Annotated in this window: 24 protein-coding genes; 20 read left to right on the plus strand and 4 right to left on the minus strand. The window is 68.8% G+C overall.

Annotation, left to right across the window (positions count from 1 at the left end):
- The first annotated feature begins 26 nt into the window (after positions 1-26).
- Positions 27-2474: a RelA/SpoT family protein gene (locus C5E41_RS15460; RefSeq protein ID WP_104376543.1), complete on the plus strand. Its 2448-nt coding sequence runs from the start codon at positions 27-29 to the stop codon at positions 2472-2474.
- On the opposite strand, the gene C5E41_RS15465 is transcribed toward C5E41_RS15460, so the two are convergent.
- Positions 2450-3328, minus strand: coding sequence for a DMT family transporter (locus tag C5E41_RS15465; RefSeq protein WP_104376544.1), 879 nt, complete (start codon positions 3326-3328; stop codon positions 2450-2452). The genes C5E41_RS15460 and C5E41_RS15465 overlap by 25 nt on opposite strands.
- A gap of 659 nt (positions 3329-3987) precedes the next feature.
- Between C5E41_RS15465 and C5E41_RS33885 the strand changes: the two genes are divergently transcribed.
- The 16 genes from C5E41_RS33885 (at position 3988) to C5E41_RS15535 (ending at position 19904) form a co-directional block, all read left to right on the plus strand.
- The gene (locus tag C5E41_RS33885) at positions 3988-4158 is read left to right on the plus strand and encodes a hypothetical protein (protein ID WP_181063260.1); all 171 of its coding nucleotides are present in this window, start codon (positions 3988-3990) and stop codon (positions 4156-4158) included.
- A gap of 57 nt (positions 4159-4215) precedes the next feature.
- The gene (locus C5E41_RS15470) at positions 4216-5343 is read left to right on the plus strand and encodes a hypothetical protein (protein WP_104376545.1); all 1128 of its coding nucleotides are present in this window, start codon (positions 4216-4218) and stop codon (positions 5341-5343) included.
- A gap of 13 nt (positions 5344-5356) precedes the next feature.
- Complete coding sequence (locus C5E41_RS15475) at positions 5357-6229, plus strand: hypothetical protein (RefSeq protein ID WP_104376546.1); 873 nt, start codon at positions 5357-5359, stop codon at positions 6227-6229.
- On the plus strand, positions 6226-6870 hold the full coding sequence (locus C5E41_RS15480; RefSeq protein WP_181063261.1) for a hypothetical protein: 645 nt from the start codon (positions 6226-6228) through the stop codon (positions 6868-6870). Before C5E41_RS15475 ends, C5E41_RS15480 begins: the two co-directional genes overlap by 4 nt.
- Positions 6871-6976: 106 nt before the next feature.
- Entirely contained in the window at positions 6977-7273 is a 297-nt protein-coding gene (locus C5E41_RS15485) for a hypothetical protein (protein WP_104376547.1), read from the plus strand.
- Positions 7270-7533, plus strand: coding sequence for a hypothetical protein (locus C5E41_RS15490; protein ID WP_306304678.1), 264 nt, complete (start codon positions 7270-7272; stop codon positions 7531-7533). Before C5E41_RS15485 ends, C5E41_RS15490 begins: the two co-directional genes overlap by 4 nt.
- A 4-nt stretch (positions 7534-7537) precedes the next feature.
- Positions 7538-7666 carry a hypothetical protein gene (locus C5E41_RS35105; RefSeq protein ID WP_258081001.1) on the plus strand — a complete coding sequence of 43 codons (129 nt, stop codon included), beginning with the start codon at positions 7538-7540 and terminating at the stop codon, positions 7664-7666.
- A complete protein-coding gene (locus C5E41_RS15495; RefSeq protein WP_104376548.1) occupies positions 7663-8496 on the plus strand; it encodes a hypothetical protein in 834 nt (277 codons plus the stop codon). Before C5E41_RS35105 ends, C5E41_RS15495 begins: the two co-directional genes overlap by 4 nt.
- Positions 8497-8576: 80 nt before the next feature.
- A complete protein-coding gene (locus tag C5E41_RS15500; RefSeq protein WP_104376657.1) occupies positions 8577-10055 on the plus strand; it encodes a hypothetical protein in 1479 nt (492 codons plus the stop codon).
- The gene (locus tag C5E41_RS15505) at positions 10052-11542 is read left to right on the plus strand and encodes an SCO6880 family protein (protein ID WP_104376549.1); all 1491 of its coding nucleotides are present in this window, start codon (positions 10052-10054) and stop codon (positions 11540-11542) included. Before C5E41_RS15500 ends, C5E41_RS15505 begins: the two co-directional genes overlap by 4 nt.
- A 1509-nt stretch (positions 11543-13051) precedes the next feature.
- A complete protein-coding gene (locus tag C5E41_RS15510; protein WP_439956403.1) occupies positions 13052-14977 on the plus strand; it encodes a hypothetical protein in 1926 nt (641 codons plus the stop codon).
- Between the two features lie 50 nt (positions 14978-15027).
- The gene (locus tag C5E41_RS15515) at positions 15028-15282 is read left to right on the plus strand and encodes a transposase (RefSeq protein ID WP_223273575.1); all 255 of its coding nucleotides are present in this window, start codon (positions 15028-15030) and stop codon (positions 15280-15282) included.
- 10 nt (positions 15283-15292) lie between these two features.
- Complete coding sequence (locus C5E41_RS15520; protein WP_104376550.1) at positions 15293-16996, plus strand: M23 family metallopeptidase; 1704 nt, start codon at positions 15293-15295, stop codon at positions 16994-16996.
- Positions 16993-17655 carry a hypothetical protein gene (locus C5E41_RS15525; RefSeq protein ID WP_258081003.1) on the plus strand — a complete coding sequence of 221 codons (663 nt, stop codon included), beginning with the start codon at positions 16993-16995 and terminating at the stop codon, positions 17653-17655. Before C5E41_RS15520 ends, C5E41_RS15525 begins: the two co-directional genes overlap by 4 nt.
- A gap of 36 nt (positions 17656-17691) precedes the next feature.
- Entirely contained in the window at positions 17692-19521 is a 1830-nt protein-coding gene (locus C5E41_RS15530; protein WP_104376551.1) for a type IV secretory system conjugative DNA transfer family protein, read from the plus strand.
- The gene (locus C5E41_RS15535) at positions 19518-19904 is read left to right on the plus strand and encodes a DUF4913 domain-containing protein (RefSeq protein ID WP_258081004.1); all 387 of its coding nucleotides are present in this window, start codon (positions 19518-19520) and stop codon (positions 19902-19904) included. Before C5E41_RS15530 ends, C5E41_RS15535 begins: the two co-directional genes overlap by 4 nt.
- A gap of 92 nt (positions 19905-19996) precedes the next feature.
- On the opposite strand, the gene C5E41_RS15540 is transcribed toward C5E41_RS15535, so the two are convergent.
- Both C5E41_RS15540 and C5E41_RS15545 read right to left on the minus strand, forming a co-directional pair.
- Positions 19997-20569 (minus strand): hypothetical protein, encoded by a 573-nt coding sequence (locus C5E41_RS15540; protein WP_104376552.1) that lies wholly within the window; start codon positions 20567-20569, stop codon positions 19997-19999.
- Between the two features lie 198 nt (positions 20570-20767).
- Positions 20768-21634: a peptidylprolyl isomerase gene (locus tag C5E41_RS15545; RefSeq protein ID WP_104376553.1), complete on the minus strand. Its 867-nt coding sequence runs from the start codon at positions 21632-21634 to the stop codon at positions 20768-20770.
- Positions 21635-21799: 165 nt separating this feature from the next.
- On the opposite strand from C5E41_RS15545, the gene hisS reads away from it, so the two are divergent.
- From hisS to C5E41_RS15565, 3 genes are all read left to right on the plus strand, one after another.
- A complete protein-coding gene (gene hisS, locus C5E41_RS15550; protein ID WP_104376554.1) occupies positions 21800-23077 on the plus strand; it encodes a histidine--tRNA ligase in 1278 nt (425 codons plus the stop codon).
- Positions 23078-23169: 92 nt separating this feature from the next.
- On the plus strand, positions 23170-23826 hold the full coding sequence (locus C5E41_RS15555) for a hypothetical protein (RefSeq protein WP_104376660.1): 657 nt from the start codon (positions 23170-23172) through the stop codon (positions 23824-23826).
- Positions 23827-24551: 725 nt separating this feature from the next.
- The gene (locus C5E41_RS15565) at positions 24552-25559 is read left to right on the plus strand and encodes a malate dehydrogenase (protein ID WP_104376556.1); all 1008 of its coding nucleotides are present in this window, start codon (positions 24552-24554) and stop codon (positions 25557-25559) included.
- Positions 25560-25584: 25 nt separating this feature from the next.
- Here C5E41_RS15565 and C5E41_RS15570 read toward each other — a convergent pair whose 3' ends face one another.
- A complete protein-coding gene (locus C5E41_RS15570; RefSeq protein ID WP_104376557.1) occupies positions 25585-26454 on the minus strand; it encodes a TIGR03619 family F420-dependent LLM class oxidoreductase in 870 nt (289 codons plus the stop codon).
- Positions 26455-26648: the final 194 nt, after the last annotated feature.

Genomic DNA, 26648 nt, shown 5'->3' on the forward strand with positions numbered 1-26648 from the left:
GCGATCGAGGCGTGAGAGGTGGTGGCATGACTCAGCATCTGGAGAAGGCGAATGCCGGGAATTCGGCGGCCGGTGATGCCGCACCGTCGACTCCGTCGGCCACCTCCGCCGCGCCGCGTCCGGCGGCGCCGACGTCGGGCGCCGACCGGAACGGGCAGCCCGCGGCGCCCTCGCCGCGGAACATGCCGATGAAGCAGCCGGGCACGCCGGCGGCGGTGCCGAGTTCGGCCTCACGCCGGGTGCGGGCCCGGCTGGCCCGCCGGATGACCGGGCAGCGGGGTATCGCCGCGGTCAAGCCGGTACTGGAGCCGCTGGCGACCGTGCACCGGGAGTTGTATCCCAAGGCGAATCTGCAGTTGCTGCAGCGCGCCTTCGACGTAGCCGACGAGAAGCATTCGCATCAGTTCCGCAAGTCGGGCGACCCGTACATCACCCACCCGCTGGCGGTCGCCAACATCCTGGCCGAACTGGGGATGGACACCACCACGCTGGTGGCGGCGCTGCTGCACGACACCGTCGAGGACACCGGCTATTCACTGGACGAGCTGACCGCGGATTTCGGATCCGAGGTGGCACATCTGGTCGACGGCGTGACAAAGTTGGACAAGGTCAACCTCGGCGCGGCCGCGGAGGCCGAGACGATCCGCAAGATGATCATCGCGATGGCCCGCGATCCCCGGGTGCTGGTGATCAAGGTCGCCGACCGGCTGCACAATATGCGCACGATGCGTTTCCTGCCGCCGGAGAAGCAGGCGAAGAAGGCGCGCGAGACGCTGGAAGTCATTGCGCCACTGGCGCATCGGCTCGGTATGGCCACGGTCAAATGGGAACTCGAGGATCTGGCGTTCGCCATCCTGCACCCCAAGAAGTACGACGAGATCGTGCGGCTGGTGGCCGACCGCGCACCCTCCCGCGACACCTACCTGGCGCGGGTGCGGGCCGAGATCGTGAACACCCTGGCGGCGAGCCGGATCAACGCCATCGTCGAGGGCCGGCCCAAGCATTACTGGTCGATCTATCAGAAGATGATCGTCAAGGGTAAGGATTTCGACGACATCCACGACCTGGTCGGCATCCGGATCCTGTGCGACGAGGTGCGCGACTGCTACGCCGCGGTCGGCGTCGTGCATTCGCTGTGGCAGCCGATGGCGGGCCGGTTCAAGGACTACATCGCCCAGCCGCGCTACGGCGTCTACCAGTCGCTGCACACCACTGTGGTGGGTCCGGACGGCAAACCGCTGGAGGTGCAGATCCGTACCCATGACATGCACCGCACCGCCGAATTCGGTATTGCCGCGCACTGGCGCTACAAGGAGACCAAGGGCAAACATTCCGGCGACGCCGCCGAGGTCGACGATATGGCCTGGATGCGGCAGCTGCTGGACTGGCAGCGGGAGGCGGCGGATCCGGCCGAGTTCCTGGAGTCGCTGCGGTTCGACCTGAAATCCCCGGAGATCTTCGTGTTCACGCCGAAGGGCGATGTGATCACGTTGCCGCAGGAGTCGACACCCGTCGACTTCGCCTACGCGGTCCATACCGAGGTGGGTCATCGTTGCATCGGCGCGCGGGTCAACGGCCGGTTGGTGGCGCTGGAACGGCAGCTCGAGAACGGTGAGGTCGTCGAGATCTTCACCTCGAAGGCCCAGAACGCCGGTCCGAGCCGGGACTGGCAGAACTTCGTGGTGTCGCCGCGGGCGAAGGCCAAGATCCGGCAGTGGTTCGCCAAGGAACGCCGCGAGGAGGCCCTGGAGGCCGGTAAGGAGCAGATCTCCAAGGAGGTCCGCCGCTCCGGTCTGCCGCTGCAGCGGCTGATGAGCGTGGACGCGATGTCCGCACTGGCGCACGAACTGCACTATGCCGACATCTCCGCGCTGTACGCGGCGGTGGGGGAGAACCAGGTCTCGGCGCACCACGTCGTGCAACGCCTGATGGCGCAGCTCGGCGGCGTCGGCGACGTGGAAAACGAACTGGCCGAGCGGAGTACGCCGTCGACGCTGCCGGCGCGGCAGCGCACCATCGGCGATGCAGGCGTCGAAATCCCCGGCGCCCCCGGTACGGTCGCGAAGCTGGCCAAATGTTGTACACCGGTACCGGGCGACGAGATCATGGGCTTCGTGACCCGCGGCGGCGCGGTGAGTGTGCACCGGACCGACTGCACGAACGCGGATTCGCTACGGGCACAACAGGAACGGATCATCGAGGTCAAGTGGGCGCCCTCGCCGTCGTCGGTCTTCCTGGTGGCGATTCAGATCGAGGCGTTGGACCGCACCCGGCTGCTGTCGGATGTGACCAAGGTGCTGGCCGACGAGAAGGTCAACATCCTGTCCGCGTCGGTGATGACCTCCGGTGACCGGGTGGCGATCAGCAAGTTCACCTTCGAGATGGGCGATCCGAAGCATCTGGGGCATCTGCTGAACGTGGTCCGCAATGTGGAGGGCGTCTACGACGTCTACCGGGTGACCTCGGCGGCCTGATCCGCCGGTGGCAGTTCCGCCTGGGCGCGCGACAGCTGTACCGCGGCCACGCACATCACCAGCACGGAGGCGATGACGACGACGGTGCCGATCGGGCCGGTCCGCAGCCGCTCGTCGAGCACGGTGAGGCCGAGGAAGGCAGCACCGAGCGGTTCGGCGACGGTGAAGGCCGGCAGCGAGGCCGACAGCGCCCCGACCTGGTAGCCGCGCTGCTGCAGATAGAGCCCCACGACGCCCGCGGCGACAAGGGTGTACAGCTGCCAACTGGTGAGCGCTGTGCCGAGCCCGCGCCCGAACAGCTGGATGACGTGCTGGGTGAGCGCGGCGGAGACGCCGAACAGCAGGCCGGCCGAGGTTCCCAGCATGAGCGCCTGCAATCCGGTCACCCGGACCACCACCGCCACCACGACCGCGGCGGCGACCACGCCGAGAACCAGCACCAGCGGCCACATCCAGGTCGACCACGGCGCGTCGGAGATGCCCTCGGTGGGGTCGCCGACGACGAGGAAACAGGCCAGCGCGGCCGAAAGGGCGACCGCGTGCGCCCACATGATCGGCGTAACCGGGCGGCGGCTGTAGTGCGCGGCCAGCGGCAACGCGAAGACCAGGGCCGTCACCAGGATCGGCTGCACGATCAGCACCGATCCCAGCGCCAGCGCCACCACCTGGAAGACGAAGCCGCCGGCGTCGCCGATAATGCCTGCCCACCAGCGCGGATTGCGAATGAGCTGGGCTACCAGCGCGTCACCGGCCGGAACGTCGGCCGCCGCGCGTTGTTGGGCGACCGCCGACACGGCGAACAGCAGGGCGCCGACGAAGGCGCAGGCGACCGCGGCGACGGGAAAGTTGCTCACCCGATCAGTCTGCCGTCCGCGACCGGCTGCCCGGCATCGGGGACCGGTGCGCCGATCCGCGGTGGTGTGGTGACGGCGCCGTGAGAGGCCGACGGAACCGCGATGGCGGTATCGGAATGGGCGGAATGTGCGGTACCGGCGAATGGCAATTGTTCGGCAACATATTTGGGGCAGGTGTTCGGAGTCGCGGCGAGTTGCCCTCCGCCGGGCTCGAATTGCGCATTTGCCGCACAGTTGCCAGGGTCCGTGCCGGCTCTCGGTGCCGGTCGGTCGGTTCGGCCGCGGCGAATCCTTCGCGCAGGTAGGAAGGTTCGCGTGCGGCGATCGCGGATGTGCTCGCGCGCCGACGGAGAGCCTGCACTCCGAGCCGGATTCTGTTACGGTTTATTGCGTTTCGGGGCGCGCGCGATGTTCGGCGACAACTCGAATCCACATGATGATCGCCGGACGGGTCGCAGCGGCACTCGACCCTCAGAACTGTTGCAGACAGCGGGTTTAAAGGGGGTCAGATCATGCTGACCGTGCTGACATGCTCGGCGGCGACCGTATCGGTCGCGTCGGGTCCTCATTGCGGATTTCACGCATCCACATCCGCGCCGGCCCTCGATTCGGCGTTCGAGATACCCCCTTTCACACCCATTGACCTGTGTGGATGTGGTATGGCCCGAATCTCGGCGGCGCCGGACGGCGCGTCGAGTTCGCCGAATTCGTCGGGTACGGGACAATTTCCGTTCGGGAAGGGCCTCGGCGACGCCGCACCCGGTGGTGTGCCGTTGGCGACGTCCCATGGCGGTACCGCTGACAACAACTACCCGTTCTCCACGAACTGATCGCCGAGAGGGTCCGACGATGCTGCACGACGTGCCCGGCTCCGCGGGGATGAGGGAATGTTGAAGCCGTACAAAGAAGCCCAACGGTGGTTCCCGGCGTTGGAACCCGAACACGCCGCTCCCCCGGCCACGCCGGGGGAATCCGATGCCGTCGACGACGAGGCGGAACCTGGGGCGGCGCGGTATCCGCATTACATCCGTGACACCGAGCCCGAGCCGTTCGACATTCCGTTCGCCGACGAACCGGCCACGCGACGCAGCGAATTCGTGGGGGGCTGGACCGACTGGGTCGGTAGCCACGCACCCGGGCCCGACGACGACTATCCGGTCCACGAGGGTGAGGTGCTGCGTCTGCCCCGCGACGCCGAGATCGGCGAGGGCCGGGCCCGTGGCCGCCGCCGGTCCCGCCCGGCCGGTGCCGACGGCGACGATGCGGAGGGATCCGGGGCGCGCTCGCCGAGGGACGACCCGGACGAGCGCGACGACGTGGACACGCCCGAGTGGATTCTGCCGCCCCGGCGCGAACACGGCGACGGCGCCGCGGGCCGGATCGTGCGCCGGGGCCCCGGGTCGGCCTCACCGGCGCTGCGCGACTATATCCGCCCGAGCCGGTTGCGGGTCGCCCTGGTGCTCGCGGTAGCCGTGCTATTGCTGGTCGCCGCAGGCGGTTTCGCGCTGTATCTGCTGCGCTCCGGTGACGACGGAAAACAGTCGGTGGCGCCGCTGCCGGCGCGGCCGGCGGTGGGCGACGAAGCGCCGATGCTGCGGCTCACCTCGGCGTTCGGCCCCGATTCCGGCCCGCGGGTGGGTTCGGCCGGGCACTGCCCGACCGAGCGGTCCGCGCGCGTGGTGCGCGGCGCCGAGGTCGGCGGCACCGATTCCGGGCCGGACGCGATCATGTGGTTCCAGCACGCCTTCTATGTCGAACGCTCGGCCGAGCGTGCACGCGAGGTGGTGGCGCCGGATGCGGCGGTTTCGCCGGCGCCGGTGATCCAGCGCGGCATCGCCTCGGTGCCGCTGGGCACCGACTATTGCGTGCGGGTGGTCACTGTGGCCGACAACAGGTATTCGGTGGAGGTGACCGAACGGCGGCCGGGCGCGGCCCCCGCCACCTACGACAAGCAGTTGGTGACCACCGCGGTGGTCGGCGGCCGCACCCTGATCACGGGCATCACGGCCGGGTAAGAGGAGAGCTGAGATGGGACAGGACTGGAGCCGATGGCTCGACGAGACGTCCGACGCGGACGTCGCGGCGGGCTCGCGACCGCGTGGACGGGCGCCGGTGGTCCGGTTACGCAAGGGTCGGCGTGACGACGGCGAGGGCGGCGGCCTGCCGCGTCCGATCCTGGTCGTCGGCGGCTGTGGTGGGGCCGGAACCACCACCACCGCACTGGGACTCGCGGGTGAATTGGGTGCTGAGGCGGCGGCGGTCGCCGTCGATGCCACCGTGGCCGGCAGCGATCTGGCCTTGCGCGGCGCCGACGAACATCTGAGTCCGATCAGTCTGCAACAGTGGCTGTACGGCCGCGGTGACGACGAACCGGCGCCACTGAAGGAATGTCTCTCGCAGGCGAGCTCCGGTATCGGCCTGCTGTGGCGCGACGCCTCCCCGCTGCGCCGCCGCGCCACCTATCTGACGGTGGCCCGGGCCGTCGCCGACGCCGGATACACCCCGGTGTACGACGGCGGCAGCCCGATCGCCGCCCGTCAGCTGCGGCCGCTGCTCGAGGACGCGGAAGTGGCTCTGGTGCTGTCGATTCCGGCGCGTGCCGACGCCGCCAATCGTTTGCGGGTGACGCTGGAATGGCTCGACGACGAATTCGGCGGTCACGCCGAGGGGCAGGGCGGCGGCATCGTGGGCGACACCACCATCGTGATCTCACATCAGGTGCCCGGCAACAACTCTCGGGTGGCCGATCATCTGCGCGAACATCTCACCGGCTGGGTGCGCGACATCCGCGAGATCCCGTACGACGCCCACCTGGCGCGCGGAGAGCTGGTGCGTCACAACGCACTCGATGCCGAAACCCGGAGGGCGTACCGGCGGCTGCTCAGCGGGATGGCATCATGACCGCGGCCATGAAGGAACCTCGCTCTTCCGAAAACCCGCCTGCGGCAGGCGTTGTCGCCCCGGCGGAGTCTCGTCGCGCGCCCATCTGGGACCGTCCGGTGCCGGGTGCCGGACGTGCGCCGCTGGTGTGGTTGCTGGGGGTGCACGGCGGCGCCGGAGCCAGTACCCTCGCGCATGTGCTTGCGCCTGCGGCGGATTCGCACCGGCGCTGGCCCGGTGTGTTCGAACGCGAATCACCCTTCGTGGTGCTGGTCGCCCGCGAGACCATCGCCGGGCTGACCCGCGCCCATGATCTGCTGCGCCAGCACCGGGCCGGGCTCGCGGGGCCGAGCGAGGTGCTGGGCCTGGTGACCGTGGCCGCGCGTCCGGGCCGGATTCCGGCCGAGATCCGGCGCTACCGCGATGTGGTCGGCGCATTGGCCGGACAGGTGTGGCAGATGCCCTGGATCGAGGAGTGGACGCTGGTCGAACCCGATCAGCTGCCGGTGTGGTCGCCGAGCGACCCGCCGCCACAGCAGCGCAAACGCAAACTCGATCCGCTGCAAGAAGTTCCGCACGAGGTGGACGCGCTGGGAATGAGCATCGTCGACCTGGTGCGGGAGACGGTCGGCGCCGGTTCGCAACAGGAGGAGCACCGATGATCGTGCCCGGACGTTGCGCTGCCGCGACCACGCCGACAGCTGTTTCCGACGGTGTACCTCCGGTACCCGGCTTTGTATTCCGATCACCTATTGAGAAGGACGCTCGATGAGTACCATCCTGGCCGCTGTACACGAGACGTACGGCGTTGTTCTCGCTCAGGTCGGGAATCCGACACCCGAGACGCCGCCGGCCGCCGACAAGCTCATGAAACTGGTGCGCTACTTCACGTGGTTCGTGCTGCTGTCGGGCATCATGGGCATCACCTACGCCGGTGGCCGCTTCGCGTGGGAGAAGTGGACCGGCGGCGGCCTGGAGTCTCCGAAGATGGTGGCGGGCGCCATGATCGGCGGCATCGTCGCCACCAGTGCGGGCACGATCATGAACGCAGTCATCGGATCGTGAGGGGCGCCGCGATCGTGCTGGCCTACAAGCAGATGCCCGCGGACGTGATCGAACCGATCATGCAGCTGATCAACTGGTTACTGTGGTGCGTGCTGTTGCTGTGCCTGGCCTGGATGATCATCTCCGCGGGCCGGCTGTGGTCGGCGATGCGCGACGATATGGCCGTCAACGACGCCTCGCACGGCATCGTGATGAGCCTGATCGGCGCCATCGTGGCCAGTTCGGCAAGTGCGATCGCATTGACCCTGCTTCCCGCGTGAGCCGGTGACAGATTTCCGCATGCACGCCGACGACACCACGGCGACAACGACATTCGACGAAACGACATTCGACGAAACGACAGTCGACGAAACGACAGTCGACGACGACCTGCGACAGGAGGTGACGGTATGAGTAACAAGGACACCTACGACGAGCGCAGCGGCGTCTCCTTCGGCGTCATCGTCTCCGCTGCCGTGATCGCCCTGATCGTGATCGTCGGCGTCTTCGTCTACGTCGGCCGCGACACCTCCTCTTCCGGAGCCCGGAAAGCGGATCCGCCGCCCTCGCCCGTCGCGGGCTCGGGCGCGACCGGATTCGCCGGACCCGATACGGATCTGTTCGGCCGGCGGGTCGATATTCCCAACAACCCTGCGGGACAACCGCTTCCGCAGAACTCCGCGCAGCAGCACAGCTCGTCGGATTCGGACTGGCTGACCGCGGCACCCGCCGGCACCACCGAACCGCGCGGCTGGCAGCGGGTCTACGGCGCCTCGGTGCCGTTCTCCACCAGCGACGGTCCGACCCGGATCGACGACAAGGGTTTGGCCGTCGGCTATTCCCATACACCGCAGGGGGCGGCATTGGCGGCGGCACAGATCACCTATCGGCTCAACGCGCGGCCCGGCGACCGGGATCTGTACGTGCGCCAGGTGCGGGTCTCGGCCCAGCAGATCGCGGCCTACGACAAGGCGCGCGGTGACGGCAAACTGCCCGATCAGCAGCCGGCGCGGATCACCAAGTACCTGGTCGCACCCGACGCGTTCCGGATCGAGAACTACGCCGACGATATGGCGATCGTGCGGCTCGCCGCCCGTGGACCGGTCAACGACGGCAAACAGGTGTGGGCGGCGATCCGGCTGGTCATGGTGTGGGACAACGGGGATTGGCGACTCAAGCCCACCGACACCAGAGCCACGCCGAGCGAGTACATCGACACCCTCGAAGGGTGGACCCGATGGTGAGCACAGCGATTTCGAGAAAGGCACGAGAGTCAGCCGATGGTCCGGATCGATTCCCTGCGACGCATCGAGGAGTGGATCTCATGGTGAGGCGCATCGTCACGATCCTCGCGGTCGTGTTCACCGTCATGATCGCGACCCCGACGGTGGCCTACGGGCAGACCTACGGATTCGACCAGACCTGCAACGAGATTCACGACGATCTCGACGGTCTGGGTCTGCCCGGTGTATCGCTCGGCGATGCCGCCTCCGCGGCGTGCAAGGCCGGCAACGCCGCCACCCATCCGGGTGACGCCGCGAACGCGGTGAAGGACAAGGCGTGGGATTCCACCTTCGGCAAGGTGGTCGACTCGTTGATGAACGGTCTCGGGGAGGCGCTGATTCTGGCGCTCACCTTCTGGATGAAGGTGCCCAACGATCGGATCAGCGACGGGGGAGCGCTGTTCCAGAAGATCAACGACTACACCTACCAAGCGCAGATCCTGCTGCTGATCGTATCGGTGATCCTGTCCGGCGCCAGACTCGCCGAAGCCAGACGCGGTGCGGCACTGAGCGAGGCCGCGGAATCATTCCGGATGTTCGCCCGGGTGGTCTTCAGTTCCTGGATGCTGGGCGCGGTGGTGGTCGCGGGTACGCAGGCCTCGGATCGCTTCTCGCAGTGGGTGATCGAGGACGCCACCAACGGCAATGCCCGCAGCCTCGCCGAGCTGATGGTGAAAACCTCCAAGCTGCAAGCCTTTTCGCCCGGCCTGGTGCTGATCATCGCAATCGTCGGGCTGCTCGGCGCGCTGGCGCAGATCGTGCTCGCAATCGTGCGTCAGGGCATGCTGGTGGTGGCCGCGGGTGTGCTGCCGCTGGCCGCGGCGGCGTCGGGCACCAGTACCGGGCGGCAGGCCTATCCGAAGCTGATCGGCTGGATCATCGCGTTCATGCTGTGGAAACCGGTCGCCGCGATCGTCTACATGATCGCCTTCGTCACAGCCGGTGACACCAACTCGACGACACCGACCTCGGGTCTGCCCGACGCCGATCAGGCCCAGCGGATGCTGGTCGCCATCGTGCTGCTGTGCAGTGTGGCCTTCGTCCTGCCCGCGCTGATGCGGCTGGTCACCCCGGCGGTGGCGATCGTCGGCAGCGGCGGTTCGGGTCTGGCCGCCACCGGTGGCGTGCTGCTGGGTGCGGCCGCGCTAGGCGCAGTCGGCACCAAGGCGGTCGGTGTGCGCACGCAGGCGGCGGCGGGCGCGCCCGGATATGTGGGCCGTAACGGAGGTCAGCGTCCACCGGGGGGTACCGGTCGCGGCGGCAGTCCGCGGCCCGTCCCGCCGCGCGGACCCCGGCCGGGTGGCGGCGGTGGCGGGGGCCAGCAGGCGCCCGCGAGTCCACGCGCACCCGGCGGTGCCGCAGCGGTACCCTCCGGCGCGTCGCGAGCCATGAACAACATCGCGACCGCCCGGGCCGCGGGTGCGCATCTCAACCGCGCCGACGAAGCCATGGGCGATATCGCCGGTGACCGCTGGGCCAACCGCGCACCCGACCTCGGCAGGAGCACCATTCCGCGATGACGACGACCGACACCTACGAGCGCCGCTCGTACGGGCTGTGGCAGAAGCCCCGCAGCGCAGGTCTTTTCGGGCTGCGCTGGGGCGAGACGGTGCTCGGCTTCGTCGTCGTCATCACCGCCCTGATGACGGCGCTGGTCGCCGGGCCGAAACCGGCGCTGTTCGTCGCGATCATCGGTGTGGTCGTGATGGTTCCACTGGTGTGGCGGACGGGGGGCCGCTCCGGTTACGAGACGGGATTGATGATGTTCCATTGGTTGCGCGGTCGCAGCAAGGGCGAGCACGTCTATCGCGGCGGGCGGTTCTCCCGCATCCCGGGCGGTGTCGCGCGGCTGCCCGGACTGATGGCGCCTTCGCGGCTGTACGAGGGGATCGACGCCGGCGGCTATAGCTTCGGCATGATCCATCTGCCGCAGTTCGCCCAGTACACGGTCGTGCTGCGGGCCTGGCCGCAGGGACACGAGGCGGTCGACCAGCCGGTGATCGATCGATGGGTGGCCGCCTGGGGAACCTTTCTGGCCTCGCTCGGTCAGACCTCCGACATCGTCGCGGTGGTTCCCGTCATCGATACCGTGCCGGAGACCGGAAACCGTTTGCTCACCGAGGTTTCCACCATCACCCGGCCGGAATCGCCGGCGCTGGCGCAGCAGGTGATGTACGAGCTGGCGACCGAACTGCCGCAGGAGCGTGTGCAATTGCTGCCCCGGGTGGCGCTCACGTTCAAGGCCACCACCGCAGAACGGCGCAAGAATCCGGCCGAGGAGGCGGTCGAAATCGGCCGCCGCTTGCCGGGGATTTGCGCGGCGCTGGCCGAAGCGGGCGTGCGGGCGCAGCCGATGTCGGCCGACGAGGTGATCTCGTTCATCCGCCGCAGCTATGACCCGGCCGCGCAGGCTGATCTGGAGGTGGCTGCCGGCGAGATCGGCGGGCACGGACTGGACTGGGCCGACGCGGGCCCGATCTCGCACGAGGAACGCTGGGATCAGTTCATCCACGACGGCGGCCGGTCGGTTACCTGGGAGATGGACGCCGCACCCGAGGGCGCGGTCGACGAGCGGGTGCTGCAGCGACTGCTGGCACCGAATCCGGAGGTCCCGCGCAAGCGGATCGCGATCGTCTACCGTCCGCATTCGGCCGCCGACGCCGCCGAGATCGTGGACGACGACTACAAGAACGCGCTGGTCGCGCAGCAGAGCGAACGGGGCGTGGTCTCCGCCTCTGCGACGCTGCGGGTGGGTGCCACCCAGCAGGCGCGTGAGGAACAGGCGCGCGGTCACGGCGTGACCCGATTCGGTGCGCTCGTCACCATCACCGAACCGCTGCGCGGTGATCTGCCGCGGATCGAAGCCATTACCCGCGACCTGTCCACACAGGCCCGGTTGAAGATTCGGCGTTGCTACCGCTATCAGGCGGCGGCCTTCGCGGCCTCACTCGGCTGCGGGGTGATCTTGCCGGAACACGCGAGTATTCCCAAGGCATTGGCGGGGTGAGCGCAAATGGCAGGTGAGCACGAGCCGCCGGTTCGCTACCGGGGCGAACCACCGCGCTACAGCGAACGGGTGGTGGATCCGGAGAATCCGGTCCAGGCCCGGCCGCGCACGCGCACGGCCCACGACGACGAGTGGGGAATCGAGGCCTACGCGCCTGGCCTGCCCCGCTCGGAATACGGTGGTGCACCTGCCGATTGGGACGACGTGCCGCTGCGACCGGCGCGTAGGCGAGCGCGACGCGAGGAGGGCGAGCGTACCCGACCGGACGTCGCCGTGCCGCCGGATCGTGGTGGGCGGGCGAGGGGGCCCTCGCGCACGGATGTCGGCGCGGATGGTTCCGGACGCACCCGAGCAGTGGCGGCTCCCCGGCGGGAGACCGAGCGTCGCCCGGCACCCGACCCGGGTGTGGGCGGCGGTGCGCGTTCTCCACGGAGTACCGAATACTCTGCGCCGCAGCCTGGTTCGAGCAGTGACCCGATCTCCGGTGAGCGCGGCTCGGGGAGTCAGCGGCGGCGCGGTGACGATGCGGCGAGGCGCGGATCCGCCGCGGGCGAGCGCGCGACGCGGCGGACCGAGCCGGAACCCGGCCGTCGTCGTCCGGCGGACGGCGGCCGAGACGGATCGGCCGGGCGCGACGGGAACCGGCGCGGGACCGGCGATACAGCCGGCGCCCGTGGGCGTGCGGGCGGAAATGCGTTGGAGTCCGAGCGGAACCGCACCGGCCGGTCGACATCGGAGTCGGCGCGCAACGGGTCCTACGGCGGCCGGGACATCGAACGGTCGAACACGCACCCGCGCCGCGATGGCGGATCGGACGGTGACCCGGCAGCGCGAACGACGTTCTCCGAGAACGACGACACGCGCAGCGACGTCGTGACGACCGGCACGGCGACACCGCGAGCCGGTAGCCGGATCGCGGGCGGGAAGGACAGTGCAGACCGCGAAAGCCATGGTGCTGACCGCGATACGGTGACACCGCCGCCAGCGAGCGGCCCTCGACAGCAGGAGACCGGTACCGCCGAGGACTCCAGTCGGGACGGGAGCGCGGCCGGAGCGGCTCAGCCATCGCCCGGTGATGCGGACTCGCCGACCACCCGCCCGGTGCGGAGCGACCACGACTCACCGGACCAGGGTGCGGATCTCGTGCACGGCGATCGCGCCGCTCTGGCCGCGGAGGCCGAGCGGCACGGTTCCCCCGGTGACGCCGCCGCGGACACCAACGAATCCGTGCGCTCCCGCCCGAGCGGTCGAGCCGATGCGGCCGGCGGCGTCTCCGCCGACGACCGGATCGCGGCCCGCTCCGGCGGTGACACGAGGTCCACGTCTCGTGTCGCCGACCACGATGCGGCGCACGACAATTCGGCCGGTGCCCGCACTCGGCGCCGGGTGGGCGGGCCACAGGACCGGTCCGACGATCGAGAGATTTCCTATGCGCATGGCACCCCGCACTCGGCCGAGCTGCCGGCCGGATTCGACCAGGAATCGCCCGAGACGCGCGGAGGGCGCTACATGACCGGCGACTACGAGCCGGCGCCGCGGCGGAGTACGCGCACCGAATACAGTGCCGGGTCGTCGCGCCGGCGGACGGAAGCGCCCGCGCGGCGCTCCGGCCGGGGCCAGCGCACGCTCCGCGATCGCAGCGGCTCCACAATGGCGTCCTATGAACAGCTTTCGCGGGCTGCTCGTGCCGACGCCGAGACGGGCAATCGGCGGGATCGGCGCAGTAAACCGGTCAAGAAGAAGAATCAGGGTCCGCCCCTGCTCGACGACGCGGACCGGGCGCGGCTGGAGGCGGTGGCTCGCGAGGGCGCCGGATTACGCGCCGCCTGGGCGGCGTTCCGGATTCGCACCGACGACCTGCGTCGCGTCAATGCCGCGGCCCGCATCGAAGCAGTCGTCGAGGACGGATTCGACCGCGGCACGGCGCAATTGACCGATCGCGGCTATGTCGGCCCCGGCGGCGGCCGGATGAACGTGGTGGGCCGCCCCGTCGAATACCGGGCCACCACCGCGCAGGTCGCCGGACTGTGGCCGTGGTCGGTGGGCGCCGGCGCCCCGCTGATCGGCACCCCGCTCGGCTCGCATCTGCACACCGGCGCGCCGGTGTGCTTCGACCCGATGAACTGGTTCATGCGCGGCAGCTTCATCACCGCACCGAGCCTGTTCGTGCTGGGGCTCAACGGTTTCGGTAAATCGTCACTGGTGCGCCGCATCGTGCTCGGCGGTGTCGCCCAGGGCATCACGCCGCTCATCCTGGCCGATGTGAAACCGGACTATCGCAAGCTGGTGGAGATGGTCGGCGGCCAGGTCATCGACCTCGGCTACGGACACGGCAAACTGAATCCGCTCGCCGGTGGTGTCCTCGGGTCGATCGTGCCGATGCTGGACGAACTCCCCGCACTGCAGTTGCAAGTCACCCAGGAACTTCGGGCCCGCCAGGTCACGTTGATCGCCGGCCTGGTGGAACTCGTGCGTGGCGCCCGCGTGCGCGACTACGAGGAGACGTTGATCTCCACGGCGCTGCGCATCCTGTACCGCGAGGGCAGCGGCTTCGCGCCGGAATCGCCGCCGATCATGGAGGATCTGCTCGATGTGGTGGTCGGCGGCGGCCAGGAGTTGATGCTCGATGCCGGCGCCGACAACGCCGAGGAGTACCACGAGGCCACCAAGGGGTTGCGGCGGTCGCTGCGCGCACTGACCCAGGGACCGTTCGGCGCGGTCTTCAACGGTCAGACCACGACGCCGATCGACACCTCCTCGGTGGCGGTCTGCATCGACGTCTCGCACATTCCGACCGGGGACAAGAAGCTCAAAGCCGGTGTGATGCTGGCCTGCTGGGCCGACGGTTTCGCCTCGGTGGAGGCCGCGCACGTCCTCGCCGACGGCAAACTGGGACCGCAGCGGTACTTCCAGGTCGTCATGGACGAGCTGTGGCAGGTGCTGGGCTTGGGCGACTTCATGGTGGACCGCGTCGACGAACTGACCCGACTGCAGCGCGGCATGGCGACCTCGCTGATCATGATCAGCCACACCATCAAGGACCTGCAGTCGCTCGGATCCGAGGCCGCCATCGCCAAGGCACTGGGCTTCCTGGAACGCGCGCGCGCCAAGATCTTCGGTGCGCTGCCGCCCGAGGAGATCAGCCGCCTGGACTCGACGATCCCGTTCACCTCCGCCGAGGAAGAGATGGTCACCAGCTGGTCGGCCCCGCAGGCGCTGACCGGCGAGGCACTCAAACCGGGCCAGGCCCGCCCGCCCGCGCCCGGCACCGGGAAGTTCCTGCTCAAGATCGGTGAGGATCGCCGCCCCGGCATCCCGTTCCATATGGAGTTCACCGTGTCGGAAAAGGAGAGCGGAATCCACGAGACCAACCAGCGTTTCAGCGAATTCACCGAATCCACGGCCCGGCGGGGCGACGAGGGGAGTGCCGCGTGATGCCGCACAGGTCATACCGAAGAGTGTCGCCGCAGGTGCGGAAGGCGGCGGTGGAACAGGTCGTCGCGCTGACCGACAAACTGCGCAGCGAGTCGGAGGCCTGCCGGGTCGTCGCCGAACAGATCGGCGTGCACACCAATTCGGTGCGCAACTGGGTGCGCGCCGCGGAGGGACCCAGCCTGGAACGGATGGACGCGGTGGCCCTGCGCCGCAAAGTGGCGCTGCTGCAACAACAATTGGCGGCCGCGGCGGAGATGAATCGCACCCTGGTGGAAACCCTGAACGAAACCCGCCGCGCGACATGATGGGTGCGCGGTGAACGCGAAAACCCTCACCGCCCTCGTCCTCGGCGGTGTCGTATCTCTGATCACCCTGGTGGTGGTGATCGTGTTGCCCTCCTCGGAGGATCCGTGCGCCGATCAGCCGACCGCGCCCGGTTCCGGGCTGCCGGACACCTCCGGCGCGCCGTGGGCGGCGCGGGCGCCGGAGTCGGGCTCCACCACACCGACCGTGACGACGGAACCGCGCGGCTCCACCTCGGCCACCACCAGTGCCGCCGATATACCTGCGGCACAGGCGAATCCGAGTGCGACGGGCGCGCCGTCGCTGGCGGCGGGGATCGCGCCGATCCGGCGCACCTGGCCGCTGCCGGGCGGATCCTTCACAGTGTCGGACACCTTCGGCGCCCGCGGCGGCACCCATCTCGGTGTGGATCTGGCCGCACCGGACGGCACCCCGGAATTCGCGGTGGCGGACGGCGTCGTCGTCGCCGCCGGTCCCGCCTCCGGCTTCGGCAACTGGATCGTGATCGACTCGGTCGACGTCAACGGCCGTCCCTTCTCCGCCGTCTACGGCCACGAATGGGCGAGCGGGGTGAAGGTGCGGGTCGGGCAGCGGGTGCGGGCCGGTGAGGCGATCGGCGCGGTCGGGTCGGCGGGCGAAAGCTCCGGTCCGCATCTGCATTTCGAGATCGTGCCCGGTGGGCGCCTGACCGGCGGGCGGCAGATCGATCCGCTACCGTGGCTCGACGGCGCGCTGACACCCGATGCCGGTGGCGCCTTCCCGTATTCGGCGAACCCGCTGTGCAGCCGCGGATTCGGCAGCGCCGGCGGTGCGCTCGCCGACGGCAAGGTGCCACCGGAGCTCGAAATCTGGTATCGCCGTGCGGGTTCGCTGTGCCCGGAGATCACCGCCTCGGTGCTGGCCGCGCAGGGCCGTCAGGAATCCGGATTCCAGCGCGGGCTTACCTCGCCCGCCGGCGCCGAGGGTTTGGCGCAATTCCTGCCGACCACGGCCCGGGCCACCGATCCGGACGACGGGCGGCCGTATCTGCTCGACGCGGACGGCAACGGCCAGGCCAGCCTGTGGGACGACGGCGATGCGATCATCGCTCAGGGGCGCTACATGTGTTCGATCGCCCATCAGGTCGAGCGGTGGATCGGCGAAGGCAAGGTGCACGGTGATGTGGTGCCACTGTCGCTGGCCGCCTACAACGCCGGCGAGGGTGCGGTCCTCGCCTCGGGCGGTATGCCCAATCAGGTGGCCGCGCACTTCTCCGAAACCCGGCCCTACGTCACGAATATCCTCGCCATGGAGGCGCAGTACCGGGCGCCGGGATCGATAGGCCGATTCCAGCCCGGTCACGGTTCGGCGGGCGCCGATATCCTCGCCGCGGCCCAGCAGTGGATGGGCACCCCGTACGTATGGGGTGGCGGGGGCCCGCAGGGGCCGACCGGCGGTGGACTGGACGGCCCGGGTCTGACCTCGGCCGCGGTGTTCGCGGCGTCCTCGGGCGCGAAGACGTTGCCGCAGACCGCCGAACAACAGTGGGAGGCGGGGGTCGAGGTGCCGATGCGCAACGCGCAGCCGGGCGATCTGGTGTTCTCCCGCTTCGGGGTGCGCGGGCCGGCCGAGGTCGGCATCTACGCCGGCAACGGCCGGATGATCCGTTCCACCGACCCCTCGGGCGTGAGCGAAGCGTCCGTGCCCGGCGACGCGCGGTTACGGAGGGTGTTGTGACGGTACGACGTTCGGGACACGCCGAGGTCGCCGGATCGCGGGGAGTCGCCCGGCGCGGACCGGGACCGATAACCTGGAGACAGCGTCCGGAGTTCCGGACGCCGGGCCGCCGACCTACGGCGCGGGCCGTCTACGCGAACCTGGTGGTGATGCTGGTGGTGAGCGTCGCACTGCTGTCCGGCTGCGCGGGCGGAACCGAGCATGCCGAACCACCGGCGGCCACGTCGACTCCGCGTCAGCTCGAGGCCGCCCCGGCACCGGATCCCAGCACTCCCGACGGTGTCGCCGTCGCCGCGCTGCGCGAGATCTTCACCTGGTATCCGGCCACCGAGACGCAGGGGGCGTCGCTCGCCCGGGCCCGGAAGTGGCTGGGCCCCAGCCTGCTTCGCACGCTCGACGCCCCACCGGGCGAGGAGACTCCGAAACCGACACTGCGCTGGGCCGAATGGGGGCGTTCGGGTGTGCGCGTGGAAGCCTTCACCTTCGCATCCGGCGAACAGGCCCCCGGTAACGTCGATTCGGACCACCAGCAGTTCAAGATCGGTATCGAGCAGACCGCCGTGCACCCCGACGGTACCCGCGAAACGCTACCCCCCACGACGGTGATCGCCACCGTCGTCCGCACCCGCGACGGCTGGCGGCTCGACGGATTCCGTTGAGCCGCAGCCACATACTCGGTCATTCCAGGAGGCGAGATGGCGAAGAAGGTGAAGGACCCGGCCGATCCGGGCCCGGACCTCGCCCTGTATCTGATCTACATCGGTTTCGCGGTGGTCGGCACCCTCTGGGTCGCACTGCATCTGGGCAACAAGCTGTCGACGGTGCCCCAGGACGTGCCGATCAATCCGATCGCCTGCATCGCGAAGATCGCCCGGGGGCAACTGACATGGCCGACCGCCTCCACGGTGATCGTGCTGCTCGTCGTGCTCGTCGTCGTCGGCATCGTGTTCGTGCGGCGGGAGATGAAGAAGCGCCGCAGCCGCGGAAAGCTGCCCGTCGACGACAAGGCCCAGTACATGGGGAGCGGCGGGGCGATCGCGGCACTCACCGAGGCCGGGGTGCGGGACAAGGCCCGGCAGTTGGGCGTGCGGCTCGGCTACGAGGATTCGCCCGGCGTGCCGATCGGTGTCGGGGTGGTCGACGGTGTGATGCTGTTCGGCTCGTATGAGGATTTGCATCTCGACATCTGGGGCCCCCGCCAGGGTAAGACCACCGCGCGGGTGATTCCGGCGATCCTGTCCGCGATCGGACCGGTGCTGGTGACCTCCAACAAGCGCGATGTGGTCGACGCGACCCGAGATGTGCGGGAGGGCAAGGGTTCTCGCACGTTCGTCTTCGACCCACAGGGCGTCGCGGGCGAACAGCCGACCTGGTACTGGGATCCGCTGTCGTGGGTGGACGCCCGCCGCGAAGGATGTGAGATGCGCGCGGCCCGGCTGGCCGGTCATTTCGCCGACGCCGACGACGGTGCCGATGGAACCACCGACAGCTATTTCGACCCGGAGGCGGAAGATCTGCTGGCGGGGTTGTTCCTGGCTGCAGCTGTGGCGGGCCGACCGATCACCCAGGTGTGGGAGTGGGTGACCAACCCCAACGACATCGAACCCGTTCAAGTGTTGCGCGGTGCCAGCCACCATTTCTCGGCCGCGGGCCTTGCTCAGCAATACAACGCCGAATCCCGCACCAAAGATGGCGTTTTCGGCACTGCGAAGAAGATGGTTCGCTGTCTGAAACTGTCGAATGTGCACCAGTGGGTCACCCCGGGGGATCGCTACCAATTCGATGAATGGGATTTCCTGGACCGGAATTCCACCCTCTACTGCCTGTCGCTGGAGGGGCGCGGCTCAGCTGGACCGCTGGTGAGTGCCCTGACCGAGGCCGTCGTCGACGTCGCGATGCGGAAGGCGACCACCCAGCACCTGGGGCGGCTCTCCATTCCGCTGCTCGCGGTGCTCGACGAGGCGGCCAATATCGTGCGCTGGAAGGATCTGCCGAAGCAGTACAGCCACTTCGGATCTCGCGGCATCGTCGTGATGACCGTTCTGCAGTCCTGGGCACAGGGCGTGCGGTGCTGGGGTCAGGCCGGTATGGAGGCACTGTGGGCGGCGGCCAATATCAAGGTCCTCGGCCCCGGCGTCGACGACATGACATTCCTGGCGGCCCGTTCGGAGGCGATCGGCGACTACGACTCCATTTCGTCGTCGGTCTCGGAATCCAAAGGTGGCAAGAGTTATTCGCGTTCGCTGGGCTCCTCGCGGACGCTCAACGCGAACGCACTGGCAACCCTGCCGCGGGGGCGCGCCGTGGTGTTCTCCTCGGGTGCGCCGGCGGTGCTCGTACGCACCGTCCCGTGGTGGGAAGGGGAGTACGCTGCCGAGGTGCGCAAGTCGATCGAACAGCATGATCCGCAGCGTCGCACCACGATGAGCGACCTCGTGGGAGAGCGGACGGTCCTCGACGGCGGATCGATGCCCGGTGAGCCGCCCGCGACCTACGGACAGCCCGAGGAGGTTCGCCCGCTGTGAACGACCAGCCCGAGGACATGATCTATTCGAATGTGGTCGAGTTCGTGGAGAACTTCCTGAGCCTCGTCTATCGGCGCCAGGTCACCGACCTCACCGATACGGTGTGGTGCCCGGAGTGGTGGAAGCATGCCGAGGCGGCGATGCGGCTCGAAGCGCTGTGGCGCGCATGGGAATACCTGCGCCAGGACGGCCAGACCGGAATGAGTGTCTGGTTCCTCGAGCATGCCGACCCACATATGAACAAACTGTTCGATCCGCGCGGGCCGTTCAAGTACTGCAGTGTGCGCAACGGCCACAAGGACATGCTCAGCCCGCTTCCGCTCACCCCGCCCCAGCGCGGCATGTTCGGTGAGCCCAGTGCGGCCGATCCCAACAAGGGCTGATTCGACGGGCCCGGGCCGATGTGCCCGGCTGTCGTGAAAACGACGGTGCCGCCACCCGTTCCGGGGCGGCGGCAACGGCGTGAGCGGGTTCGTCAGCGGTTGCGTTCGCGGCTGCGTTCGCGTTCGCGCATCCGCTCGTCGTGTTCACGCGCGCGGGTGACCCGCGGCGGTTCCTCCGGCCGGGTGCGGACCGCGGCCTGCGGCGGCTGCGCCTGACTGACGTCCATGAGCATCCGCACGGCCGCCAATTCCGGCGCCACCCCGACGCGAGACAGATGGGCGGCCAAGGCCTGCCGCCGCTCGGGGGAGTCGTAGCGGGTCAGTTCGCGTTCACGCGCCTTCTGCCGCTCGGCGGCGCGGGCGCCACGCGCCACCCGGGAGTGTTCCAGGCGGTCCTTCTCCAGCGAGATGCCTCGTTCCAGGGCGGGCCGCTCGAGCATCCGGGCCAACTCCAGGTTGCGCGGATCCTTCGCCTTGGCTTCGCGAGCCTCGCGCAGCAACCGCTCCCGGGTCTCCTTGACCCGCTCCTGGGTGACCTTCACGCGCGCTTCGGCTTCGCGCTGACCACGTTCGCGGGTGCGCAGTGCGACCAGTGTCGCAAGCTGCAACATTTGCCTCATCAAAGCCGCTGTCTCGCGGCCGATGTCGTCGAGTTCCTCGGCCATTGCCTGCTCCCCGATGCTGCAGTTGTCTCTGTGGACGATTGTGGTGCTTCGTATCGGACTCCGCCACACGAACGGTCGACCCGCGGTGGCGGCGCCCCACCTTCAGCGCTGTCCGTTCTATGAGGTTACCAGCGCGGAGCAGGGCAGCCTAACCCCGGATCCGGTCCATCGCAGGCGGATCCGGGCCCGCGCCGGGGATCAGCTCAGCTGCATCGTCTTCACCGTGACCGGCTGCTTCGGTGCGCCGTCGCCGGTCGACGGGTCCTCCACGCCGTCCTTGGCGATGGCGTCGAGGGTCTTCAGCCCGGCCTCGTCGACCGTGCCGAAGATGGTGTACTGCGGCGGCAGCTGGGAATCGCCGTAGACGAGGAAGAACTGGCTGCCGTTGGTGTCGGGGCCGCTGTTGGCCATCGCCACCACGCCGCGCTTGTACTGCACCGGAACCCGCTGCGCGCTGGGGTCGCCGGGGGCGAATTGGTCGGTCGGGTATTCGTTGGGGAAGGCGTAACCCGGGCCGCCGTTGCCCTGACCGCTCGGATCACCGCACTGCAGCACCTTCAGACCCTCGCCGGTGGTCAGACGGTGGCAGGGGGTGTCGTTGTAGAACTTCTGCTGCACCAGGCTGACGAAACTGTTGACCGTGCAGGGCGATTCACCCGCGTTGAGCGAAATGCCGATCGGCCCCCGGTTGGTGTCGACGGCGACCTTCGGCGAGTCCGCGGTCGACACCTCGGTCTGCTCAGGCTTGTGCACCGGCTTGGCGACCTGGCCCGCATCGGTGTAGGCGCAGCTCACCGTCGCGGTCTTGGGCTTGGCCTCCGGCGGGGGAGCGGCCTGCGGGGTGGACGAGAGCGAGGCGTCGGGGGCCTTGGCCGCGGCGTTCGGGGTGTCGTCGCCGCGGGTCAGGTAGTAGATCCCGACGCCGGCCGCGACGACCACGACCACACCGAGCGCCGATCCGGCGATCGCCAGCTGCTTACGCTTGCGCGCACGCTGCGCCTGTCGCTCCAGCCGGCGTTCCAGCTTGCGCTTGGCCGCCGCTCGTCGCTGTTCGTTGGTCGGCACTACCCGGTCCTCCCGTGTCGGTTGCGTATCGGCATAAGAGTGTGCCATCACTTCCTGAGACGACCCCTAACTTCCCCGAATCGTTCCGTACAATCGCGCAGCTCGGCCCGGTGCCGGGCGAACCGGTTGGACTTGCCGCATCCGGGTGGGGGAAACTGGACCATTGTGACCAAGACCAGCAGCTTCACCGCCCCGAAAGGGATTCCGGATTATGTGCCGCCCGCCTCGGCGGAGTTCGTCGCCGTACGGGACGGGCTCGTGCACGCCGCGCGACTGGCCGGATACGGACATGTGGAGTTGCCGATCTTCGAGGACACCGCGCTGTTCGCGCGCGGTGTGGGTGAATCGACCGATGTGGTCACGAAGGAGATGTACACCTTCGCCGACCGCGGCGAACGCAGCGTGACCCTGCGGCCGGAAGGCACGGCCGGGGTCATGCGGGCGGTGATCGAACACGGCCTCGACCGCGGTCAGCTGCCGGTCAAACTGTGCTATTCCGGCCCGTTCTTCCGCTACGAGCGGCCCCAGGCCGGACGCTACCGGCAGCTGCAGCAGGTGGGCGTGGAGGCGATCGGCGTCGACGATCCGGCGCTGGACGCCGAGGTGATCGCCGTCGCCGACGCGGGCTTCCGGTCGCTGGGGCTCGAGGGCTTCCGGCTCGAGATCACCTCGCTCGGCGACGAGACCTGCCGGCCGCAGTACCGCGAACTTCTCCAGGAGTTCCTGTTCGCCCTGCCGCTGGACGAAGAGACCCGCCGCCGCGCCGAGATCAACCCCCTGCGGGTGCTCGACGACAAGCGCAAGGAGGTCCGCGCCCTCACCGCCGGCGCGCCGCTGATGCTCGACCACCTCTCCGACTCCGCGAAGGCGCACTTCGAGCAGGTGCTGGGCCATCTGGACGCGCTCGGCGTGCCGTATGTGGTCAACCCGCGCATGGTGCGCGGCCTGGACTATTACACCAAGACCACGTTCGAATTCGTCCACGACGGCCTGGGCGCGCAGTCGGGTATCGGCGGCGGTGGGCGCTACGACGGGCTGATGGCGGAACTGGGTGGCCAGCCGCTGTCCGGAATCGGGTTCGGACTCGGTGTCGACCGAACCATGCTGGCGTTGCGGGCCGAGGGTAAGGCCGCGGGCGAACCCGCACGGGTCGATGTGTTCGGGGTGCCGCTGGGAGAGGCGGCGATGGCCCGGCTGGTCGTGCTCGCGGCCCAACTGCGCGCGGCCGGGATCCGGGTCGACCTGGCCTACGGCGGGCGCGGTGTGAAGGGCGCGATGAAGGCCGCCGACCGGTCTGGTGCGGCGTTCGCGCTGGTCCTCGGCGACCGGGACCTGGCCGACGAACAGGTGGGCTTGAAGGACCTCGGCTCCGGTGAGCAGCGCCAGATCCCGCTCGCCGAGGTAGTGGCGCAGGTGTCGGCGGCACTGGGCGCACAGCGGTAGTACGGTCCGAGCATGTCTGGAAAACCGTGGCGCGCATCGATTTCCGGTCGGCGCTCTCGCCCGGTCCGGCGTGTGCGGATGAGCGCGGCCTCGTGAACGACGCGAATTCCGCGGCGGAGCAGCCGGTCGGCCTCGACCTCATCGCTCCGGAGCTGTACGCGCCGATGCTGCGCCGGTTGGCGCTGGGTGCCATCGGTGCGGGTGTCGTCGTCGGCGTGGTGGTCGCGCTGGTCGTGAGCTGGCCGGCCGGTGTCGTGGTCGGCGGGGTGCTCGGCGCCCCGACGGCGATCTACGCGCTGGCGGTCCGGCGCCGGCGAATGTGGTTGTCGGGCACCGTGATCGAAGCTCGGAGGCTGGTGGGGCGGCGGCGGCTCGACGTCGCCGCCGCGACGGGTGTCGAGGTGCTCGTGTACCCGGGACGGCTGAGTCGGATCGCGCTGCGGATCACCGCCGGCAGCCGGACCCAGACCGTGCCGCTGGCCATGTACACCGACGCCGGCAGCGGACGTGAACTGCACATCCTGGGGTTGCGGAAGCTCGCCGACGCGCTCTCCTCCACGGAGCTGGCCGCCGCGCTGGCGCTGTCCGGATTGCTGGTCGGGCAGTTGCGGGCCGAGGCTCGTGACGCCGGACTGGAGGAGCGGCCGCTGTATCGGGCGGTGCAGCTGGTGCGGGCGCGCGACATCGTGCAGCCGGTGCGGCTGAGCGACAGTGATATCGCCACGCTGAGTCGGGATAGCGCAGCGTAAGTGTCCACGCGCGGGACGAAACGGACGTAATGCGCCGCTGCGGTGCGCGGCGCGAACGATATGCGGTCACCGTGCGGTAACGAAGTAGCGGTGGCGACGCGGGCGGGTGTTTCGGCATCCGGCCCGGTGGGCAACCTTTCGGCTTACTTTGGTTCGGCAGGGATCCCGCTGTATCGCGGGCCTGTGACCACACTGGTACCCGAACCGGCAGGGGTTTGACCTTTCATGTCTCGTAATACTCCGGAGCGCAGCGAACACTGAGACTTGGAAGGTTTCCAGGATCGAAAGAGTTCGAACGAAGGGTTCGCCATGCACACCATCAAATTCCGTAAAGCAGCCGCGGTTGCCGCTCTAGCAGTGGCTCTCGGAGCCGTCGTCGCTCCCGCCGCGTCTGCCGCGAGCCCATCGGGCACCTCTCCGACGGCGAGCGACATCGACGGGTCCGTCGCGATCTGCGTCCCCCTGGGCAGTGTCGTTTTCTGCATCTGAGGTCGTCTTCCGCAGCCGAGCTATCGCGAGAAGGGGCGCCGCCGGAGGGGCGGCGCCCCTTCTCGGTGTGCGGGCAACGGGCGAGGCCGCGTGCCGGCCAGCGGCGAAAGCGCTTGCATAGCGGGCCTGATCCGTCCGCGCTGTCTGGTTGCTCACGGTGCCCGGTTCCCGAGGGAGAGGGTCGTTAAGGTGAAGATCGAAGCCGACCGTCGAGTTCTCGTGAACAAGGAGTTGTCGTGAGCCATGCCGCCCGTACGCCCGTGACCGTCACCGTCACCGGAGCCGCCGGTCAGATCGCCTACGGGTTGCTGTTCCGCATCGCCTCCGGCGCCATGCTCGGGCCGCGGACGCCGGTTCGGCTGCGGTTGCTGGAGATCCCGGCGGCGGTCGGCGCCGTCGAAGGGGTGGCGATGGAGCTCGAGGACGGCGCTTTCCCGCTGCTCGAATCGATCGACATCAGCGACGACCCGTGGGTGGGATTCGACGGCGCCTCGGTCGCCGTTCTGGTGGGCGCCCGCCCGCGCACCGCCGGGATGGAGCGTTCGGATCTGCTGGCGGCCAACGGGCCGATCTTCACCGATCAGGGCGCGGCCATCAACGCCAGCGCGGCCGACGATGTGAAGGTGCTGGTGGTCGGAAATCCGGCCAATACCAACGCCTTCATCGCGATGAGCAACGCACCCGACGTGCCGCCGGCGCGTTTCACCGCCCTGACTCGCCTCGACCACAACCGGGCTATCGCCCAGCTCGCCGCGCGCAGTGGTGCCCCGGCCTCCTCGATCACGCGAATGACGGTGTGGGGCAACCACTCCGCGACGCAGTATCCGGATATCAGCCACACCCTGATCGGGGGCCGCCCGGCCGGCCGCGTGATCGACGATCCGGCCTGGGTGCGCGAGACCTTCATCCCCACCGTCCAGCAGCGCGGTACCGCGATCATCGCCGCGCGCGGGGCGTCCTCGGCGGCCAGTGCGGCGAGTGCGGCCATCGACCACATCCACGATTGGGTGCTGGGCACCGCGACCGGTGACTGGGTGTCGATGGCGGTGCCCTCCGACGGCTCCTACGGGGTGCCGGAGGGGCTCATCAGTTCGTTCCCCGTGACGTGTGCCGACGGCGAGTATTCGATCGTGCCGGATCTGGAGATCGACGAATTCTCGCGCGAGCGTATCGATCTCAGTGTTGCCGAGCTGGCGGCCGAGCGCGAGGCGGTGATCGATCTCGGCTTCGCCAAACGCGGCTGAGTCGATCGACCGCTCGCGCCGCCGATCACACCTTGGCGATGACCTTCTCCGCGTACTTCTCCAGATGCGCGATCTTGTCCGCGAGCGGCTCGGTGTCGTCGCCGGCGACGTACGGGTAACGGAAGCCGACGATCACGTCGGTGACGCCCTTGTCCTCGAGCCGCTTGATGCCGTCGGTGGTGTAGGCGTCCAGCGAGGCCGCGTGGATTTCGAACGGTGTGGATGCGTCACGCTCGGAGCGCAATTCGTCGAGCCGGGCCAGCATGCGGTCGAGATCCTCGGGATCGCCACCGGCATGCATCCAGCCGTCGCACAGGCGCACGGCGCGCCGCAACGCGGCATCGCTGTGGCCGCCGACCAGGATCGGCAGCGGTTCGGTGGCCCCCGGGGTGATCTTGATCTTCGGGATGTCGTAGAACTCGCCGTGGTATTCGAAGTACTCGCCCCGCGACAGGCCGCGCACGATTTCGATGCATTCGTCCATGCGCTTGCCGCGCCGCTCGAACGGTACGCCCATGATCTGGAAGTCCTCGGGCCACGGGCTGATGCCGACCCCCAGCGAGAAGCGGTTGCCGCTGAGGTAGGCGAGTGAGGCGGCCTGTTTGGCCACCAGCACCGGCGGGCGGATCGGCAGTTTCACCACGAAGGGCGTGAACCGCAGCGTGGTGGTCACCGCCGTCAGCGCGGCGGAGAGGACGAACGCCTCGATGAAGGGCTTACCGTCGAGGAATTCGCGGTTGCCGTCCGGGGTGTACGGGTAGGTCGAATCCGACTCCGCGGGGTAGGCGACGCTGTCGGCGATGGTCATACTGTGGAATCCGGCCGCCTCGGCGGCCTGTGCCAGCGGTACGTAGTGCGCCGGATCGGTCATCGCCTCCGCGTAAGTGAAACGCATCGGTGGTCCTCTCGGGTGTTGCCGGTAAAAAACTAGAACAGATTCTAGTTGTGCTGGCGATCCTAGTGCGATAGACAGTGCGTTGTCCCGAGTTCGGCCACTGATCGGTCGAATGAACCTGTTCTAGGTCTGTCCCCGACGAAGAATGGCCCGGACCGTACGGTCCGGGCCATCCCGGGTGATGAATCGGCCGG

Source organism: Nocardia nova (assembly GCF_002933465.1).
Classification (GTDB): Bacteria; Actinomycetota; Actinomycetes; order Mycobacteriales; family Mycobacteriaceae; genus Nocardia; species Nocardia nova_B.

Coding starts and splice junctions, on each gene's coding strand:
- C5E41_RS15460 (WP_104376543.1), top strand. CDS start 27: ATGACTCAGCATCTGGAGAAGGCGAATGCCGGGAATTCGGCGGCCGGT.
- C5E41_RS33885 (WP_181063260.1), top strand. CDS start 3,988: ATGGCCCGAATCTCGGCGGCGCCGGACGGCGCGTCGAGTTCGCCGAAT.
- C5E41_RS15470 (WP_104376545.1), top strand. CDS start 4,216: ATGTTGAAGCCGTACAAAGAAGCCCAACGGTGGTTCCCGGCGTTGGAA.
- C5E41_RS15475 (WP_104376546.1), top strand. CDS start 5,357: ATGGGACAGGACTGGAGCCGATGGCTCGACGAGACGTCCGACGCGGAC.
- C5E41_RS15480 (WP_181063261.1), top strand. CDS start 6,226: ATGACCGCGGCCATGAAGGAACCTCGCTCTTCCGAAAACCCGCCTGCG.
- C5E41_RS15485 (WP_104376547.1), top strand. CDS start 6,977: ATGAGTACCATCCTGGCCGCTGTACACGAGACGTACGGCGTTGTTCTC.
- C5E41_RS15495 (WP_104376548.1), top strand. CDS start 7,663: ATGAGTAACAAGGACACCTACGACGAGCGCAGCGGCGTCTCCTTCGGC.
- C5E41_RS15500 (WP_104376657.1), top strand. CDS start 8,577: ATGGTGAGGCGCATCGTCACGATCCTCGCGGTCGTGTTCACCGTCATG.
- C5E41_RS15505 (WP_104376549.1), top strand. CDS start 10,052: ATGACGACGACCGACACCTACGAGCGCCGCTCGTACGGGCTGTGGCAG.
- C5E41_RS15510 (WP_439956403.1), top strand. CDS start 13,052: ATGACCGGCGACTACGAGCCGGCGCCGCGGCGGAGTACGCGCACCGAA.
- C5E41_RS15530 (WP_104376551.1), top strand. CDS start 17,692: ATGGCGAAGAAGGTGAAGGACCCGGCCGATCCGGGCCCGGACCTCGCC.
- C5E41_RS15540 (WP_104376552.1), bottom strand. CDS start 20,569: ATGGCCGAGGAACTCGACGACATCGGCCGCGAGACAGCGGCTTTGATG.
- C5E41_RS15570 (WP_104376557.1), bottom strand. CDS start 26,454: ATGCGTTTCACTTACGCGGAGGCGATGACCGATCCGGCGCACTACGTA.